General features: G+C 57.2%; 17 protein-coding genes and 1 other annotated feature. Of the genes, 5 read left to right on the plus strand and 12 right to left on the minus strand.

Going from position 1 to position 17,493, the window contains the following annotated elements; all coding sequences use genetic code 11:
• The first annotated feature begins 27 nt into the window (after positions 1 to 27).
• A complete protein-coding gene (gndA, locus tag H7A77_RS04775; RefSeq protein WP_004938815.1) occupies positions 28 to 1,434 on the plus strand; it encodes an NADP-dependent phosphogluconate dehydrogenase in 1,407 nt (468 codons plus the stop codon).
• 61 nt (positions 1,435 to 1,495) lie between these two features.
• Here gndA and H7A77_RS04780 read toward each other — a convergent pair whose 3' ends face one another.
• Complete coding sequence (locus H7A77_RS04780) at positions 1,496 to 2,302, minus strand: polysaccharide pyruvyl transferase family protein (protein ID WP_089191428.1); 807 nt, start codon at positions 2,300 to 2,302, stop codon at positions 1,496 to 1,498.
• A 167-nt stretch (positions 2,303 to 2,469) separates the two neighbouring features.
• Here H7A77_RS04780 and H7A77_RS04785 point away from each other — a divergent pair, with 167 nt between their 5' ends.
• A complete protein-coding gene (locus H7A77_RS04785) occupies positions 2,470 to 4,683 on the plus strand; it encodes a glycosyltransferase (RefSeq protein ID WP_072627994.1) in 2,214 nt (737 codons plus the stop codon).
• A 38-nt stretch (positions 4,684 to 4,721) separates the two neighbouring features.
• On the opposite strand, the gene H7A77_RS04790 is transcribed toward H7A77_RS04785, so the two are convergent.
• From H7A77_RS04790 to hisL, 10 genes are all read right to left on the minus strand, one after another.
• Positions 4,722 to 5,363 carry a hypothetical protein gene (locus H7A77_RS04790; protein WP_072627993.1) on the minus strand — a complete coding sequence of 214 codons (642 nt, stop codon included), beginning with the start codon at positions 5,361 to 5,363 and terminating at the stop codon, positions 4,722 to 4,724.
• A gap of 154 nt (positions 5,364 to 5,517) precedes the next feature.
• On the minus strand, positions 5,518 to 6,132 hold the full coding sequence (hisIE, locus tag H7A77_RS04795; RefSeq protein WP_072627992.1) for a bifunctional phosphoribosyl-AMP cyclohydrolase/phosphoribosyl-ATP diphosphatase HisIE: 615 nt from the start codon (positions 6,130 to 6,132) through the stop codon (positions 5,518 to 5,520).
• Positions 6,126 to 6,902 carry an imidazole glycerol phosphate synthase subunit HisF gene (gene hisF, locus H7A77_RS04800; RefSeq protein ID WP_033642483.1) on the minus strand — a complete coding sequence of 259 codons (777 nt, stop codon included), beginning with the start codon at positions 6,900 to 6,902 and terminating at the stop codon, positions 6,126 to 6,128. Before hisF ends, hisIE begins: the two co-directional genes overlap by 7 nt.
• Positions 6,884 to 7,621: a 1-(5-phosphoribosyl)-5-[(5-phosphoribosylamino)methylideneamino]imidazole-4-carboxamide isomerase gene (hisA, locus tag H7A77_RS04805; RefSeq protein ID WP_042784058.1), complete on the minus strand. Its 738-nt coding sequence runs from the start codon at positions 7,619 to 7,621 to the stop codon at positions 6,884 to 6,886. The genes hisF and hisA overlap by 19 nt, the downstream gene beginning before the upstream one ends.
• Before the next feature lie 5 nt (positions 7,622 to 7,626).
• Positions 7,627 to 8,217, minus strand: a complete 591-nt coding sequence (hisH, locus tag H7A77_RS04810; RefSeq protein WP_021504315.1) for an imidazole glycerol phosphate synthase subunit HisH — start codon at positions 8,215 to 8,217, stop codon at positions 7,627 to 7,629.
• On the minus strand, positions 8,217 to 9,284 hold the full coding sequence (hisB, locus tag H7A77_RS04815) for a bifunctional histidinol-phosphatase/imidazoleglycerol-phosphate dehydratase HisB (protein ID WP_015377254.1): 1,068 nt from the start codon (positions 9,282 to 9,284) through the stop codon (positions 8,217 to 8,219). The genes hisH and hisB overlap by 1 nt, the downstream gene beginning before the upstream one ends.
• On the minus strand, positions 9,281 to 10,369 hold the full coding sequence (gene hisC, locus H7A77_RS04820) for a histidinol-phosphate transaminase (RefSeq protein WP_072627990.1): 1,089 nt from the start codon (positions 10,367 to 10,369) through the stop codon (positions 9,281 to 9,283). The genes hisB and hisC overlap by 4 nt, the downstream gene beginning before the upstream one ends.
• Entirely contained in the window at positions 10,366 to 11,673 is a 1,308-nt protein-coding gene (gene hisD / locus H7A77_RS04825) for a histidinol dehydrogenase (RefSeq protein ID WP_089191430.1), read from the minus strand. Before hisD ends, hisC begins: the two co-directional genes overlap by 4 nt.
• 4 nt (positions 11,674 to 11,677) lie before the next feature.
• Positions 11,678 to 12,577, minus strand: coding sequence for an ATP phosphoribosyltransferase (gene hisG, locus H7A77_RS04830; protein ID WP_015377256.1), 900 nt, complete (start codon positions 12,575 to 12,577; stop codon positions 11,678 to 11,680).
• 70 nt (positions 12,578 to 12,647) lie between these two features.
• Positions 12,648 to 12,774, minus strand: a sequence feature (His leader region).
• Positions 12,750 to 12,797 (minus strand): his operon leader peptide, encoded by a 48-nt coding sequence (gene hisL, locus H7A77_RS04835; RefSeq protein ID WP_100396937.1) that lies wholly within the window; start codon positions 12,795 to 12,797, stop codon positions 12,750 to 12,752. (Overlaps the previous feature by 25 nt.)
• A 229-nt stretch (positions 12,798 to 13,026) precedes the next feature.
• Here hisL and H7A77_RS04840 point away from each other — a divergent pair, with 229 nt between their 5' ends.
• Positions 13,027 to 13,851, plus strand: a complete 825-nt coding sequence (locus H7A77_RS04840) for an SDR family oxidoreductase (RefSeq protein ID WP_033642487.1) — start codon at positions 13,027 to 13,029, stop codon at positions 13,849 to 13,851.
• Between the two features lie 6 nt (positions 13,852 to 13,857).
• Here the strand turns inward: H7A77_RS04840 and H7A77_RS04845 are convergent, their stop codons facing one another.
• Positions 13,858 to 14,772, minus strand: coding sequence for a LysR family transcriptional regulator (locus H7A77_RS04845; RefSeq protein WP_182073880.1), 915 nt, complete (start codon positions 14,770 to 14,772; stop codon positions 13,858 to 13,860).
• A 250-nt stretch (positions 14,773 to 15,022) separates the two neighbouring features.
• Between H7A77_RS04845 and speB the strand changes: the two genes are divergently transcribed.
• Together speB and H7A77_RS04855 are read left to right on the plus strand one after the other, a co-directional pair.
• A complete protein-coding gene (gene speB / locus H7A77_RS04850; protein ID WP_046686736.1) occupies positions 15,023 to 15,955 on the plus strand; it encodes an agmatinase in 933 nt (310 codons plus the stop codon).
• 77 nt (positions 15,956 to 16,032) lie between these two features.
• Positions 16,033 to 17,418 carry a sodium:solute symporter gene (locus tag H7A77_RS04855; protein WP_182073881.1) on the plus strand — a complete coding sequence of 462 codons (1,386 nt, stop codon included), beginning with the start codon at positions 16,033 to 16,035 and terminating at the stop codon, positions 17,416 to 17,418.
• Positions 17,419 to 17,493 lie beyond the last annotated feature (75 nt).

A 17,493-nucleotide genomic window follows, 5' to 3' on the forward strand; every position in this document is an offset into this window, starting at 1 on the left:
GGGTCATCCTCAGACAGGAGTTCCTAAATGTCCAAGCAACAAATCGGCGTTGTCGGCATGGCGGTAATGGGCCGCAACCTCGCGCTGAACATCGAGAGCCGTGGTTACACCGTTTCCATTTTCAACCGTTCTGGCGACAAGACTGACGAAGTAATCGCTGAGAATCCGGGCAAAAACCTGGCGCCGTATTACACCGTTGAAGAGTTTGTTGAATCGCTGGAAAAACCACGCCGCATCCTGCTGATGGTGAAAGCGGGCGAAGCGACGGATAAAACCATTGCCTCGCTGACTCCGCATCTGGACAAGGGCGATATCCTGATCGATGGCGGTAACACCTACTATCAGGACACCATCCGTCGTAACCGCGAACTGTCCGACCAGGGCTTCAATTTCATCGGCACCGGCGTTTCCGGCGGTGAAGAGGGCGCGCTGAAAGGGCCTTCCATCATGCCTGGCGGCCAGAAAGAAGCTTACGAGCTGGTAGCGCCGATCCTGGAGAAAATCGCTGCGGTTGCGGAAGGCGAGCCTTGCGTGACTTATATCGGCGCTGACGGTGCTGGCCACTATGTGAAGATGGTGCACAACGGCATCGAATACGGCGACATGCAGCTGATTGCCGAAGCCTATTCTCTGCTGAAGCAGGCGCTGAACCTGAGCAACGAGCAACTGGCCGAAACCTTCGCCGAGTGGAACAAGGGTGAGCTGAACAGCTACCTGATCGACATCACCAAAGACATCTTCACCAAGAAAGACGAAGAGGGTAAATACCTGGTCGATGTGATCCTGGACGAAGCCGCCAACAAAGGCACCGGCAAGTGGACCAGCCAGAGCTCGCTGGATCTGGGCGAACCGCTGTCGCTGATCACCGAATCGGTGTTCGCACGCTACCTGTCCTCGCTGAAAGATCAGCGCGTTGCCGCGTCTAAAGTGCTGACCGGGCCGAAAGTGGCACCGTTCACCGGCGACAAAGCCGAGTTCATCGAGAAAGTGCGTCGCGCGCTGTATCTGGGCAAGATCGTATCCTACGCGCAGGGCTTCTCTCAGCTGAAAGCCGCGTCCAAAGAAAATAACTGGGATCTGCACTACGGCGAAATCGCCAAGATCTTCCGCGCCGGCTGTATCATCCGTGCCCAGTTCCTGCAGAAGATCACCGACGCTTACGCAGCGGATGCCGATATCGCCAACCTGCTGCTGGCGCCATACTTCAAGCAAATCGCCGACGAGTACCAGCAGGCGCTGCGTGACGTGGTGGCCTATGCCGTGCAGAACGGTATCCCTACGCCAACCTTCTCCGCCGCGATCGCTTACTACGACAGCTACCGTTCAGCGGTGCTGCCGGCTAACCTGATCCAGGCGCAGCGCGACTATTTCGGCGCGCACACCTACAAACGCATCGACAAGGAAGGCGTGTTCCATACCGAATGGATGGAATAATTTATTTCTTGATGATAAGAACCGCCAGGCTAATACCTGGCGGTTTTTTTATATTGGAGATTTACTTGATAAAATAGGTATTTGGAAAGTAATTCATTAAGGAGTGATCATAGACAGCCTCATTTTTGTAATATGAGTTAGGATAAAAATTAACCTCCATGCCTAATAGCGATCCTAAAATCGCGACATGTAACCTGTCTGTATTAACCGCTTTATAATCTTGTAAAAAACTGATAAGTGAACGGGTTGAGTTTCGTGCGAGATTAACATTGTCCCAATAGTCACCATTCCACGTTAGAGATATGTCATGGTTATTTTCATGATGTAGTTTAGTCAAGGACTCTGAATCAGTGCGATAACAAGATGCTACTTCCTTAGTTGGTGTTACATCATTGATATATTTATCTTTATCGAGATAAAATGCCATGTCCTGTGTTAGGATGATTGACTCGTCTGGAATATAACCTAATTTTAATAAACGTTCATACGAGGTTTTCTCTCGACAACAGACAAAGAGTTTTTTTATATTTTCCTTGAAAAATTGAGTGTAGCCGAAAATGGTTGAAGGGAATATAATGACTTTGGCAAAGTTTGAGATATTTTTCTGTATGAAGTCACGACCTTCAGCGTAATAGTTCTCAATTAAATTTCCGCCACCACCAAAAAGCAGGACGTGAGTTTCTGGACTATACTCTTCCGAGGATCTGAATGGAGAGTAATCAAATCCATTGGCCTCCAAATAATCATATGTTGCTGCGGCGATAACGCCATCGCCTGCATTTCCTGGATTGGCTTTATAGACAAAATGATAGCTTTTACAAAGTTCTCGCAACATTGAGGTAAACTGATTTTCATTCTTATGGGACATTTTTGACCTCATGAATTCAAATGATGGATAAGCAGAAAACAGGCATCTACTCAAGTATCTTGTCACAGTACAGAAAGAGCTGTTGTTCGACAAGACGGTCGTAGTGTAAAGATTGTGATAACAATAATCAACGCAAGTTATTAGAACGATTCGAAGGATATGTTTGTATGAAAAAAGTTCTTATAGTTACTCCTGATATCGAAGGCCCGATCCGAAACGGAGGAATTGGAACGGCTTTTACCTCTTTGGCTGTAAACATGGCAAAGTCAGGCTTCGCTGTCGAGGTTCTTTATACCTGTGGCGATTACTCCGAATCTGGTGAGCGAAAAATCGAACATTGGATTGAGGTATATAAAGATCATGGTGTTAATCTGAAGGTGCTTCCTGCACTAACAGATATAAATATCGATGCTCCTTATTTCCGAAGAAAAAGCTACGCAGTTTATGAATGGATGAAGGAAAGTGAAAGGGCGCCTTATGATATTGTCATTGCTTGTGAATGGCAGGCGGATCTTTATTACTCGCTTCTTGCAAAAGGGCAAGGACTATTCTTTGCGGATACCAAGTTCATTGTAAACACGCATAGCTCTACTCTCTGGGCTGATGAAGGAAATTATCAACTTCCGTACGACCAAAACCACATGGAGCTTTATTTCATGGAGCAGAAGGTCGTCGAGATGGCTGATGAGGTTATTAGCCCTTCACAATACTTGCTAGATTGGATGCGTGATAAAAATTGGATTTTGCCTGCGGCAAGTCATGTTATTCTTAACTGCGAACCCTTCTCAATCAATCCAGTTGATGATGCAATACTTCCAAAGCGCTCTAAAAAAATAGCTAACGGTATTGAACTTGTTTTCTTCGGTCGCTTAGAAACCAGAAAAGGATTAGATATTTTTCTACGGGCCTTGCATAACCTGAAAAAAGACGAGCTAGTCAAAATTTCGGCAGTTACGTTTATGGGGAAAGCAGTAGTTGCGGAAGGTTTTAACTCCATTGAACATATAAGAACGAAAACGGATTCGCTCGATGTCGAAGTTAATATTATTACCGACTATGATCGTACACAAGCTGATGCTTATATCAAAGGAGAGAATACACTCGTTGTTATTCCTTCTTTAGTTGAGAACTCGCCTTATACTGTCTACGAAAGTTTGATCGGTGATGTTAACTTTATAGCCTCTTCGGTTGGTGGCATAAAAGAACTGATTCCCGTAGAGAACCATCCTGAGATTATATTTGAACCAACACCTAGTTCATTGTATCAAAAAATTACGTTGCGGCTCGACAATCTTCATGTTAAATCGCAGTTGGTTCAAAACGTTGATGAAATTAAAACACGTTGGATTGAGGCGCTTAGCGAATCTTTTGAACCTACTCGCTTGCAGGCTGACGCAAATTTAGAACCGTTGGTGAGCGTTTGCTTGGTTCACCATGATCGAAGCCATTTGCTGCAACAGGCTATCGCCTCGCTAAAAACGCAAACCTATTCCAACTTTGAGGTCATTCTCGTTGACGATGGAAGTGTCAAGGATGAGTCCCGCCGTTATCTAGATCTTCTAAATAAAGAGTTCTCTGAGAAAGGCTGGAAGATTATAAAGAGTTCTAATAATTATTTAGGCGCTGCTCGTAACTTAGCTGCAAAGCACGCATCTGGTGAATTTTTGATCTTCATGGATGACGACAATGTTGCTAAACCGCATGAGATTGAAACATTCGTGCGTGCGGCGGTTTACTCCGGCAGTGATCTTTTGACAACACCGAGTGATTTGATTTATGGGGATGAGTTCCCATCGCCGTTCCGTAAAATGAAGGATTGTTGGTTACCCTTAGGTGCAGATCTGAACGTCGCCAGCTTTGCTAACTGTTTCGGTGATGCTAATGCAATGATCAGAAAAAGTGTTTTTGACAGCGTTGGCGGTTTTACTGAAGACTATGGTATTGGGCACGAAGATTGGGAGTTCTTCTGTCGTGTCGCTTTGGCTGGATACAAGATGCAGTTGGTGCCTGAAGCTTTATTCTGGTACCGAGTTGCTAATACAGGTATGTTAATTAGTGGAAATAAAGGAAAGAATAACTTCCGCAGCTATCGTCCATTTATGTCTCCTGATAATCGAATTCAGTACACTATGGGATTGATCCCATCTTATATCGATAGGATTCATCGGCTGGAACGCGATCTGGCATTCTATCGTAATAACCCTAATGTTAACGGATCCGCTGAGGTTGGTATAATCAACGAAAAACTTGATTACCTTATTTCTCAGCAGCGTGATGGTTGGGCACATGACCGATTCAATGCATTGTATGCAGCGGTAAATAAACGAGGTTTCTTCTATCGTGTCACAAGGAAAGTATTTAATACTCTTCGTGGCCGCTAATAAATAAAGCGCCGCAATATGCGGCGCTTCTACAATAATTAGAGTTTATTTGTTACATTGTTGATGATTTTATCCCAGCCTTCAACTGAAATATTGTCGGCTTGGCTATAATCTGCAAAGCGATCGATGTAAGAAATTAATATGTTTTCATTATAATGTTCAACCAAGCCAAGCTTGTTTTTATCATCGTTTTGGAAGACCACTAATATCTTGGCTTTGCCAGATTGATTGAGTTTGTTTGCTAATTTTTCAATGACAGTCATATCAATTTGATTGTTGTTCTTTTTGATAACGAAAACTCTGTTGCCTTCTTTCAGTGCATTATTGAATTTGTTAACAAGATAATCGATTTTTTCCTTCTCTGTCAGGTATTTTTCCTTTCTTGTATCCTCATCATCTTCAAACTCCCAGTGTTCACCAACCTGCTGACTAAAGAGCTCAGTGTGGAATATAACACCATTTGATCTATCAACCAGCATATTTCTCCAGGTAGGCTGCAGATTATGGTACTGATAGAATTCGTTAAAATCACTGGAAATGAGATTGAGAAGATCCTGGTGATCCTTGATGAGCGACCAACGGAATAAACTGCCGCTTTCGATGCCTTTTTTACGCAAATAGAAACCAAACTCGCAATTATCACCCATGCTTTCGAAGCATGAAAGTTTATCACTTCCCATAGCTGCCAATCCTAAATTGTTGTAGGCCTAATCTAATTCTAAACCAAAAATAATTTGATGAAGCAAGAGATTTTTAAAATGTGAGGCATCGGTGAAAATTTGATGGTGCGTATAAGGGCAGAACCCAACAAAAGTCGAGCCCTGCCAGTGGTGGTTATTTCTGATGCCGCTCGCGCAGCCGGCCGATCACCGCGCTCAGATCCAAATCCTGGTCCTGCAGCAGCACCAGCAGGTGATAGATCAGATCCGAGGCCTCGTTGGTCAGCTCTTCGCGATCGTTGACCGTGGCGGCCAGCGCGGTTTCCACGCCTTCTTCCCCGACCTTCTGCGCGATGCGTTTGGTGCCGCTGGCGTACAGGCTGGCGGTGTATGAGCTGTCCGGGCTGGCATGCTTGCGCTCCGCCAACAGCTGTTCCAGCTGATAGAGGAACGTCCAGTCGCTGGCGGCCGGATGGAAGCAGCTGCTGTTGCCCAGGTGGCAGGTCGGGCCGATCGGGTTGGCCAATACCAGCAGCGTGTCGTTATCGCAGTCCGGCGTGATGCTGACCACCTTGAGGAAGTGGCCGGAACTTTCGCCTTTGGTCCACAGGCGCTGCTTGGTGCGCGAAAAGAAGGTGACATTGCCGCTCTGCTCGGTGGTCGCCAGCGCTTCCGGCGTCATGTAACCCAGCATCAGCACTTCGCCGGAAACGGCGTGTTGCACGATGGCCGGCATCAGGCCGTCGGTTTTCTCCCAGTCCAGCTGGTTTCTCTGTTGTTCTGTCAGCACACGCGAATCTCCACGCCTTGTTCGACCAGGAACCTTTTCAGTTCGCCGATATTGATGATTTGTTTGTGGAACACCGATGCCGCCAGCGCGCCGTCGACGTCCGCATCGCGGAACGCTTCCAGGAAGTGCTCCATCGTGCCCGCACCGCCGGAGGCGATCAGCGGCACTTTGCAGACCTCGCGCACTCGGCGCAGCTGCTGCAGATCGTAACCGTTGCGCACGCCGTCCTGGTTCATCATGTTCAGCACGATCTCACCGGCGCCGCGGCGCTGCACTTCCTGCACCCAGTCGAGGGTTTCCCACTGGGTGACGCGGGTGCGGCTCTCGTCGCCGGTATATTGATTGACGTGGTATTTGCCGGTTTCACTGTCGAACCAGGTATCGATGCCCACCACGATGCACTGCACGCCAAAGCGATCCGCCAGGCGGCTAATCAGATCGGGATCGGCCAGCGCCGGTGAGTTGATGGAGATTTTGTCGGCGCCGAAAGACAGGATCTGGCTGGCGTCCTCGGCGCTTTTAATGCCGCCGGCGACGCAGAACGGAATATCAATCACCTCCGCCACGCGCGACACCCAGCTTTTGTCCACCACCCGGCCGTCGCTCGAGGCGGTGATATCGTAAAACACCAGCTCGTCCGCGCCTTCTTGCGCATAGCGCTGCGCCAGCGGCACGATGTCGCCGATGATTTCGTGGTTGCGGAACTGCACGCCTTTCACCACTTGCCCGTCTTTAACATCCAGACACGGGATTATCCGTTTTGCCAGCATGCAATCGCCTCCTCAACGCTAAATTTACCTTCCAGCAGGGCGCGCCCGACGATCACGCCGGCAACGCCGCTGCCGCGCAACTGGGCGATGTCGTCCAGATTGCCGATGCCGCCTGAGGCCTGGAAGGCCACCTGCGGATAACGGCGGCTGATCGCCTGATACAGCGCCACGTTGGAACCGGCCAGCGTGCCGTCGCGCGAAATGTCGGTGCACAGCACGTGTTTCAGCCCGTAGGGCAGGAACTGCTCTACCACCTGTTCAAGCGTGGCGTCGGAATCCTCCTGCCAGCCGCTGATGGCCACGCGCTTCACGCCCTGCGCGTCGATGCGCACATCCAACGCCAGTACCAGCGCGTCGGCGCCATAGCGTTCGAACCAGCTTTGCACCAACTGCGGTTGTTTCACCGCGGTGGAGCCGATCACCACGCGCGTGGCGCCGGCCTCCAGCAGGGCGCTGACGTCTTGCTCGTTGCGGATGCCGCCGCCGACCTGCACCGGCACGTTAACCCCCGCCAACAGCTTGCGCAGCAGCGGGATCTGGCGCGCGGCCGGATCTTTGGCGCCGGTCAGATCGACCAGGTGCAGCACCTGGGCGCCCTGTTGTTGATAGTCCTGCAGGCGCAGCAGCGGATCGTTGCCGTAGTCGCGCTGTTGGCCGTAATCGCCCTGATGCAAACGCACCACGTTGCCGTCGATCAAATCCAAAGCCGGAATAATCATGCTGCCTACATCTCCAGAAAGTTTTTCAACAGTTGCGCGCCGGCCGCTCCAGAACGTTCTGGATGAAACTGTACGCCGAAGAAGTTGTCTTTTTGCACGGCGGCGGTGAAGGGCTCGCCGTAATTCGCCTGAGCGATGGTGCTGGGGCATATCGGCATCGCATAGCTGTGAACGAAATAGAAGTAGGCGCCGTCATCGATGCCGCGGAACAGATGGTGGCCCGCCTGCGCGGATACCTGGTTCCAACCCATGTGCGGCAGCGGCAGGCCGAAGTCGGTCATCTGCTTTACCGGCGTATCGATGAGGCCGAGCGTCGTTATGCCGCCGTTCTCTTCGCTGCTGGCCGCCAGCAGCTGCATACCGAGGCAGATGCCCAGCACCGGCTGAGTGCAGGCCCTGATAAGTTCGATCAGATCGCGTTCGCGCAGCTGATCCATCGCCGCCTGCGCGGTGCCGACGCCCGGCAGGAACAGCTTGTCGGCGCGCAGCACGATCTCCGGATCGCGGCTCACTTCCGGCTGATAGCCCAGGCGCCGCACCGCATAGGTGACGGAGGCCAGGTTGGCGCAGCCGGTATCCAAAATCACCACGTTCATCACAGCACTCCTTTCGAGCTCGGCAGGGTATTGCCCTCGACGCGGATCGCCTGGCGCAGCGTGCGGCCAAACACTTTGAACAGGCTTTCGACCCGGTGGTGGTCGTTTTTGCCTTTGGTCTTCAGGTGCAGCGTGCAACCCATGGTGTAGGAGAGCGAGCGGAAGAAGTGCTCGACCATTTCGGTGCTGAGATCGCCGACGCGCTGATAGTTGAACTCGGCCTTGTACTCCAGGTGCGGGCGGCCGGAGATATCCAGCGCGCAGCGCGCCAGACACTCGTCCATCGGCAGCACGAAGCCGAAGCGGGCGATGCCGCGCTTGTCGCCCAGCGCCTTGTTCAACGCTTCGCCCAGCGCCAGGCCGGTGTCCTCTACGGTGTGGTGATCGTCGATATACAGGTCGCCTTTGACGTCGATCTCCATGCGGAAGCCGCCGTGGGTGGCGATCTGATCCAGCATGTGGTCGAAGAAGCCGACGCCGGTTTTGATTTTGCTGCCGCCTTCGCGATCCAGCCAGACGTTGACATCGATCTGCGTCTCTTTGGTCACGCGGTTAACCCGCGCATGACGGTCGCGCAGGGTCAGCTGGCGCACGATCTCTTTCCAGCCCAGCACGCCGCGCTGGTAGCGCAGCCCCTGAATGCCCATGTTTTCCGCCAGCTGCACGTCGGTCGGCCGATCGCCGATCACGTAGCTGTGGGCGGTATCGAGCACGCCGGGTTCGAGATAACCCTTCACCAGCGCGGTCTTCGGCTTGCGGCAGTCGCAGTTGTCCGCCGGCAGGTGCGGGCAGATCAACACATCGGCGAACTGAATGCCCTGCGAGCTAAGGATCTGCATCATCAGGTTGTGCGGCGGATCGAAGGTTTCCTGCGGGAAACTGGCGGTGCCGAGCCCATCCTGATTGGTGATCATCACCAGCTGATACCCCGCCTGTTGCAGCGCCAGCAGGGAAGGGATCACGTCCGGCTCAAGCGCCAGCTTGTCCAGGCGGTCAACCTGGAAATCTTCCGGTGGCTCGGCGATCAGCGTGCCGTCACGATCGATAAAGAGGATTTTTTGGCTCACATTGGCTCCTGGCGAGTCTGGTTGGCGCCGGGCAGGGCGGACAAGGCGTCCACCACGCGTTGACATTCGTCGCGGGTGCCTATGGTGATGCGCAGGCAGCCGGACAACCCGGGCTGTTTGTTTTGGTCTCGTAAGATGATGCCCTGATCCCACAAGCTTTTAAACACATTACTTGAGGCGGTGAAGCGGGCCAGCAGGTAATTGCTGTCGCTGGCGAAAACCTGCTCGACGCAGGCGCATTTTTCCAGCTGTTGCTGCAGCCAGCTGCGGGTGGCGGCGATGTCGGTGACGCGCTGGCGCATGGTGCGGATGCCTTCGGCGCTCAGCGCCTGCGCGGCGATATCCGCCACCGGCGTCGAGAGCGGGTAAGGCGCGATCACCTTCAGCAGCAGGGCGATCAGATCTTCGTTGGCGAGCGTAAAGCCGCAGCGCAGGCCGGCCAGCGCAAAGGCCTTCGACAGCGTACGCAGAATAGCCAGGTGCGGGTAGTCGCTCAGCCACCCGGCCACCGAGGCCTGCGGGCAAAACTCGATATAGGCTTCGTCCACCGCGACGATCGCTCTGCCTTTGGCCATCTCCAGCAGGCTGCGCAGAGAGTCCGGGTCAATCAGGTTACCGGTCGGGTTGTTCGGGCTGCAGACGTAGATCAGTTTCACGTTGTCCAGGCTGTCCGCGATGGCCGGCAGATCCAACTGCCAGTCCTCTTTGGCGGCAACGGTGCGGCGCTCCACGCCAAAGGTTTCGGCGCTGACGGCGTACATGCCGTAGGTCGGCGGGCAGAACAGAATGGCGTCTTTGCCCGGCTCGCAGAAGGCGCGGATCAGCAGCTCGATGCCTTCATCGGCGCCGCGGCTGACCAGCACCTGCTCTTTCTTGACCCCGGCATAGGCGGCGTAGCGTTCGATCACCTGCGCCGGCTGGCACTCCGGATAGCGGTTGAAGGTTTGCGCAGTCAGCTGGAATTCCGGGGCGATCGGGTATTCGTTGGCGTTCAGCCATACGTCGCCCTTGCCGCCGAGGCGGCGCGCCGATTGATAAGGGGTCAGCTCGCGAACGTTGGCGCGCGCCAGTTTTTCGATGCTCATGCTTGCTCCTTCAGGGCGGCGACGCGCAGGGTCACGGCGTTCTTGTGGGCGATCAGCTGCTCGGCGGCAGCCAGCGTCTCGATGGTGGCAGCCAGGTTGCTGAAGCCCTGCGGCGTCAGCTCTTGCACCGTCATGCGTTTTTGGAAATCGGCCAGACCAAGGCTTGAGCAGGTGGCGGTGTAGCCGTAGGTCGGCAGCACGTGGTTGGTGCCGGAGGCGTAATCGCCGGCGGACTCCGGCGACCAGTCGCCGAGGAACACCGAACCGGCGCTGGTGATGCCGTCCACCAGATCGCGCGCATTGCGGGTCTGAATGATCAGGTGCTCCGGGCCGTAACGGTTGCTGATGGCCACGCACTCCGGCAGATCGCGCGCCACGATCAGGCGGCTGCTCGCCAGCGCTTGGCGGGCGGTGTCGGCGCGCGGCAGTTCGGCCAGCTGGCTTTCCACCGCTTCGGCCACCGCCTGCGCCATCGCCGCGTCCGGCGTCAGCAGGATCACCTGCGAATCCGGGCCGTGCTCGGCCTGCGACAGCAGATCGGAAGCGACAAATGCCGGGGTGGCGCCGGCGTCGGCGATCACCAGCACTTCCGAAGGACCGGCCGGCATATCGATGGCCGCGCCGTCAAGGCGCTGGCTGACCTGCCGCTTGGCTTCGGTCACGAAGGCGTTGCCCGGCCCGAAGATCTTCGCCACGCGCGGCACGCTTTCGGTGCCGAACGCCAGGGCGGCGATCGCCTGCGCGCCCCCGACCTGAAACACTTCCTGCACGCCGCACAGCTGCGCCGCATACAGGATCTCATCGGCGATCGGCGGCGGCGAGCACAGCACTACCCGGCGGCAGCCGGCGATGCGCGCCGGCGTCGCCAGCATCAGCACGGTGGAGAACAGCGGCGCCGATCCGCCGGGAATATACAGTCCCACCGAGTCGATTGGGCGGGTCACCTGCTGGCAGCGCACGCCCGGTTGCGTTTCGACGTCCACCGGCGGCAGTCGCTGCGCGTTGTGGAAGGTTTCCACGTTGGCGACGGCCACCGCCATCGCCTGTTTGATGTCGTCGCCCAACCGCGCGGCGGCGGCGGCGATCTGCTCGGCGCTGACGCGCAGCGTCGAGACTTCCGCCTTGTCGAAACGGGCGCTGTAGTCGCGCAACGCCCGATCGCCGTTGGCCTTCACGTTGTCGAGGATCTCGTTGACCGTGCGGGTGATGCTGTCGGAAGCGGCGATCGCCGGACGCATCAGCAGCTCGGCCTGGCGTTCGGCGCTGCACGTCGCCCAATCGATCGGCGTGTTGAAGGTCGACATGGCGTTACTCCATCATCTTTTCAATCGGCAGCACCAGAATCGAGCTGGCGCCGAGCGCTTTCAGTTTTTCCATGGTTTCCCAGAACAGGGTTTCGCTGCTGACCATGTGCATCGCCACGCGGTTCTGCGCGCCGGCCAGCGGCAGAATGGTCGGGCGTTCGGCGCCCGGCAGCAGCGCGACGATCTCGTCCAGTTTCTCGCTCGGCGCGTGCAGCATGATGTATTTGGATTCGCGCGCCTGGATCACGCCCTGAATGCGGGTCATCAGGCGGTCAATCAGCTGCTGTTTGGCTTCAGGCATTTCGCCGTCGCGCTGGATCAGGCAAGCTTTGGAGCGGTAGATCACCTCCACTTCGCGCAGGCCGTTGGCCTCCAGCGTGGCGCCGGTAGAGACCAGATCGCAGATGGCGTCGGCCAGGCCGGCGCGCGGCGCCACTTCCACCGAGCCGTTCAGCAGGCAAGATTTGAAGCGCACGCCCTGTTTGTCGAGGTATTGCTTCAGCAGGTGCGGGTAAGAGGTGGCGATGCGGGCGTCCTGCAGGCTTTGCGGGCCGGCGTATTCGGCGTCGAGCGGGGTGGCCAGCGACAGGCGGCAGCCGCCGAAATCGAGGCGGCGCAGGGTGAAGTAGCGCGGGTCTTCACCCTGGGCGCGGCGGCTGAGCAGCTCTTCTTCCAGCACGTTCTCGCCGATGATGCCGAGATCGACCACGCCGTCCATCACCAGACCCGGAATGTCGTCGTCGCGCACGCGCAGGATATCGATCGGCATGTTTTCGGCGAAGGCGATCAGACGCTGCTGCTGCAGGTTAATCTTGATGCCGCAGCGCGCCAGCAATTCCTGGGATTCATCGCTCAGGCGGCCCGACTTCTGCATTGCGATCCGTAAACGTGTCTTGTCCAGCATGGTAACCTCTGTTTAATCTGTAATTTTATGAATTTATTGTAAAAACTATTCTTTCTGTCTGTCCGGAGCCAAAAAAAAACCCTCGGAAGAAATCTTCCGAGGGCTCTCTCTTGCGTTCTGCGCGCCACTGGAAGATTAACAAACCGTCTTCCAGCACACATCGCCTGAAAGACTAGTCAGGGTGATGGTGATGATGGTGGTTGAACTGAACGCGTGTCATGGTGTTTTCTCTCAGCAAAAGTCGGTAAAAAACCGTATGGCAATTAAGCTAAACTATCCGCTGTCCGCCGTGCAACTCTTTTTTATCGTCATAAATTTAATTTATTGAAACAGGTTGAGTTATTAGCCACACACGGCTTTACCTAACCTTAAGCCGGTCAGATTGTATCGCCGCGCGCAGTGGCGTAGCCTTAGGGGCAGGGCGCTGCGATCTTCAGGAGAGGAAGAGGATGAAAAAGGTAGCCATTATTGGTCTGGGTTGGTTGGGCATGCCGCTGGCGTTGTCGCTGATGGGCCGCGGGTACGACGTGGTCGGCAGCAAAACCACGCCGGACGGCGTCGAGGCCGCGCGGATGAGCGGCATCGAATGTTATCAGTTGGAGCTGACGCCGGAATTGATCTGCGACCCGGACGATCTGGCGTCGCTGCTGCGCGTGGATGCGTTGGTGGTCACGCTGCCCGCGCGCCGCACCGTCGAAGGCAGCGAGAACTATTTCAATGCGGTGCGCATGCTGGTGGACAGCGCAATGGCTTTCGGCGTGCCGCGGGTGATCTTCACCAGTTCCACTTCGGTGTATGGCGAAACCGCCGGCACGCTGCGCGAAGAGTCGCCGCTGCGGCCGGTCTCGCCGTCCGGCCGGGTATTGGCCGAGCTGGAGCGCTGGCTGCACGAGCTGCCGAATACCTCGGTGGACATTCTGCGCCTGGCGGGGCTGGTGGGCGCCGATCGCCACCCTGGCCGCTTCCTGGCGGGAAAGCTCGATGTGAAGGGGGGCTCGCAGGGGGTGAATCTGGTGCACCAGGACGACGTCATCGCCGCCATCCAACTGCTGCTCAAGCTGCCGAAGGGCGGCCACGTGTACAACCTGTGCGCGCCGCGTCATCCGGCCAAGCGCGATTTCTATCCGGCCCTGGCCGAGCAGCTGCACCTGGAGCCGCCGCAGTTTGCCGACGAAGCGGAACAGGATGAGCGGCTGGTGGACGGCAACCGCATCTGCAACGAGCTGGGTTTTGAATACCAGTATCCCGATCCGGCGCGCATGCCGGTCAGTTAACGTCCGTCAGGCCCCGCGCATGCGGGGCTTTTTTTCGCCGGCGCGCGCCAAATCCTCCAGCAGCGCGTTCAACGCCTCGTCGGGTTGGACGGGGCGGCTGACCAGGCTGAGCGTGGCGCGGTAAGAGAGCGCTGCGCCGCCCAACTGCCGCAGCAGCCCTTGCTCCACCCAGCGCGCCGCATAGTGGGTGGGCAGATAACCGAGACAGGTGCCGCTCAGCACCAGATGGGCGACGCTCTCCATGTGGTGGGCCACCGCGGCCAGATGCGGCGGGGCTATCGGGCACAGCTGCTGCGCCAGCAGGTAGCCGCGCTTGACCCAGCGCGCGTTTTCAATCTGCTCGCGCTCGGGTTCTTCCACCGCGAACAGCGGGTGATCCTCACTGCAATAGATCGCCTGCGTCTCCTCCAGCCACGGTTGATAACGCAACGCCTCCAGCTGCTGGCCAAAGTAGCCGATGCCCAGATCGAGCTGCCGGTGCAGCAGCCCTTGTTCAATCTCGTTCGGTGAACAGATGCGGCACTGCAATTGCACGTCCTGGCGGCGCCGCTGAAAGTGCTTGATGGCCTGACTGAACGGGTTGCCCGGCAGTGAAACCAGGTTATCCACCAGACCGATTTGCAGATCGCCGGTCAGCAGGCCGTTCAGCGACTGGCTGACCCGGGTGAAGTCGCGGGCGGCGTTGAACAAGGAGCGGCAGGCGATCAGCATGCGTTCCCCTTTTGGCGTCAGCCGGAAGCCGGAGCGCCCGCGCTGGCACAGGCGAAAACCCAGTCGCGTTTCCAGCGAGGCCAGATGGGTGCTGATGGTAGATTGGTTCATCAGCAGCGTTTCCTGTGCGGCGCTGACGCCCTGGGCTTCCGCCACCGCGACGAACACCCGCAACAGCTTCAGATCGATATCGCTTAGGTTAGTGAGCATCGCCCCCTCCGCAGAACGTCGGCCGCTTAACCCATTTTTAACATTGAAGAAATAGGCGCGGCGCTGAAGATATGGCCTTTCTTATGGCATGAGATTGAAATAAAAATCAACACTTCAATGGGTTAGTTACATCGTGTTTTTCGATGTTTACATGCAAAAGCGGGAATGGTAGCCGGTGCGGTCAACGGGGTAGTCTGCGAATGTTGCTTAAATGTTTCAATTTATCGCAAGCCCAAGACAAGGAAACGCCATGCTGAACCAACCCCAAAGCGGCAACGACATGCCGCGCTTTGCCGGTCTCCCCACCATGATGCGCCTGCCCGCCGCCGATCAGGCGCGTGGTCTGGACGCCGCCTTTGTCGGCATTCCTCTGGATATCGGCACCTCCAATCGCAGCGGCACCCGCTATGGCCCGCGCCAGATCCGCCAGGAGTCGGTGATGATCCGCCCCTACAACATGGGCACCGGCTCCGCCCCATTCGAACGGCTGCAGGTGGCCGATCTGGGGGACGTCGCCATTAACCCCTACAGCCTGGCGGACAGCGTACGGCGCATCGAGGCGGCTTACCGCGAGATCCTGGCGCACGGCTGCACGCCGTTGACGCTCGGCGGCGACCACACCCTGACGCTGCCGGTGCTGCGCGCCATCGCCCATCGACATGGCCCGGTCGGGCTGATCCACGTCGATGCGCATTCCGACACCAACGAGGAGATGTTTGGCGAACAGCTGGCGCACGGCACCACCTTCCGCCGCGCGTTTGAGGAGGGGCTGCTGGCGCCGGAAAAAGTGGTGCAGATTGGTCTGCGCGGCAGCGGCTATGCGGCGGATGACTTCGATTGGTCACGGCGCCAGGGCTTCCGCGTGGTGCCGGCCGAAGCCTGCTGGCATCGGTCGCTGACGCCGCTGATGGCGGAGATCCGCGAGCAGATGGGCGATGCGCCGGTTTATCTCAGTTTCGATATCGACGGGCTGGATCCGGCCTTCGCGCCGGGCACCGGCACGCCGGAGGTCGGCGGACTGTCGGTTTGGCAAGGGCTGGAGATCGTGCGCGGCTGCCGTGGGCTGAACCTGATTGGCGGCGACGTGGTGGAGGTGTCGCCGCCTTACGATCGCTCCGGCAATACGGCGCTGCTGGCGGCCAACCTGCTGTTTGAAATGCTGTGCGTGCTGCCGGCCCGCTGAGGCCGGCGTACTGACCCTGCCGGCGGAGCGGTTGCGTCGGGCCCCCTGATAACAATAACAAAGGAGTGGAGGTACCCATGAATCTCGATCTGCTGGTTGTGGTGATTTACTTTCTGGTGATAGGCGCGGTGGGGTGGATGGGCATTCGCCGCGCCAACTCCAAAGAGGCGTATCTGGTGGCCGGGCGCAACCTGGGGCCGGGGCTGTATCTGGGCACGCTGTCGGCGGTGGTGCTCGGCGGCGCGTCGACCATCGGCAGCGTCAAGCTCGGCTACACCTACGGCATCTCCGGCGTCTGGCTGTGCGGCGCGCTCGGGCTGGGCATTGTGGTGCTGAGTCTGGTGCTGGCCAAACCGCTGCTCAAACTGAAGCTGTATACCGTCAGCCAGGTGCTGTCGCGGCGGTATCACCCGGCGGCGCGGGTCACCAGCGGCGCGATCATGCTGGCGTATGACCTGATGGTGGCGGTGACCTCGATCATCGCCATCGGCAGCGTGATGCAGGTGATGTTCGGCCTGTCGTTCAGCGCGTCTATCCTGCTCGGCGGCGGGCTGGTGGTGCTGTATTCGACGCTGGGAGGCATGTGGTCGCTGACGCTGACCGACATCATTCAGTTCATCATCATGACCGTCGGCATGATGCTGGTGCTGATGCCGATGAGCATCGTCAAGGCCGGCGGCTGGGAGGCGTTCACCAGCCTGCTGCCCGCCGGTTACTACCAGCTGTCGTCGATCGGGCTGGATACTATTCTGGTATTTTTCCTGATCTACTTCTTCGGCATTTTGATCGGTCAGGACATCTGGCAGCGGGTGTTCACCGCCCGTAGCGCCAATGTGGCGCGCTTCGCCGGGCTGGGGGCGGGCGTCTATTGCGTGCTGTACGGCGTGACCGGCGCGCTGATCGGCATGGCCGGCAAGATCGTGCTGCCGTCGCTCAGTAATACCGACGGCGCCTTCGCCGCCATCGCGCAAGCGGTGTTGCCGGTCGGCGTCAGCGGGCTGGTGGCCGCGGCGGCCCTGGCGGCGCTGATGTCCACCGCCAGCGCCTGCCTGCTGGCGTCTTCGACCATCGCACTGGAGGACGTGTTGCCGGCCATCCGGCGCAAACCTTCCGGCGGGCTGGCCGCCGGGCGCTTCACCACGCTTTTCATGGGCGCGGTCATGCTGGGGCTGGCGTTTGTGGTGCGCGACGTGCTGGCGGCGCTAACGCTGGCTTACAACCTGTTGGTGGGCGGCATGCTGATCCCGTTGGTGGGGGCTATCTTCTGGCCGCGCGCCACCAGCGCCGGCGCCATCGCCAGCATGCTGGCCGGCAGCCTGTGCGTGGTGGGGCTGATGATCTGGCACGGCATCGACGCCAACAGCCCGATCTACGGCGGTCTGCTGGGCGGCGGCGTCGCCTTCGTGCTGGGCAGCCTGCTGAGCCGTCCGGCGCCGCAGCTGGAGACTCAAACTGAACGCTGAGGGGCGGCCGGGCTTTTATCACGGCGCCTTTACTGATTTACTGAGGAGTAGGGGGGTATCGCCGCCCTGTCGGTT

It is taken from the genome of Serratia sp. ME47, from assembly GCF_903970925.1.
In the GTDB taxonomy this organism is placed as follows: Bacteria; Pseudomonadota; Gammaproteobacteria; order Enterobacterales; family Enterobacteriaceae; genus Serratia; species Serratia ureilytica.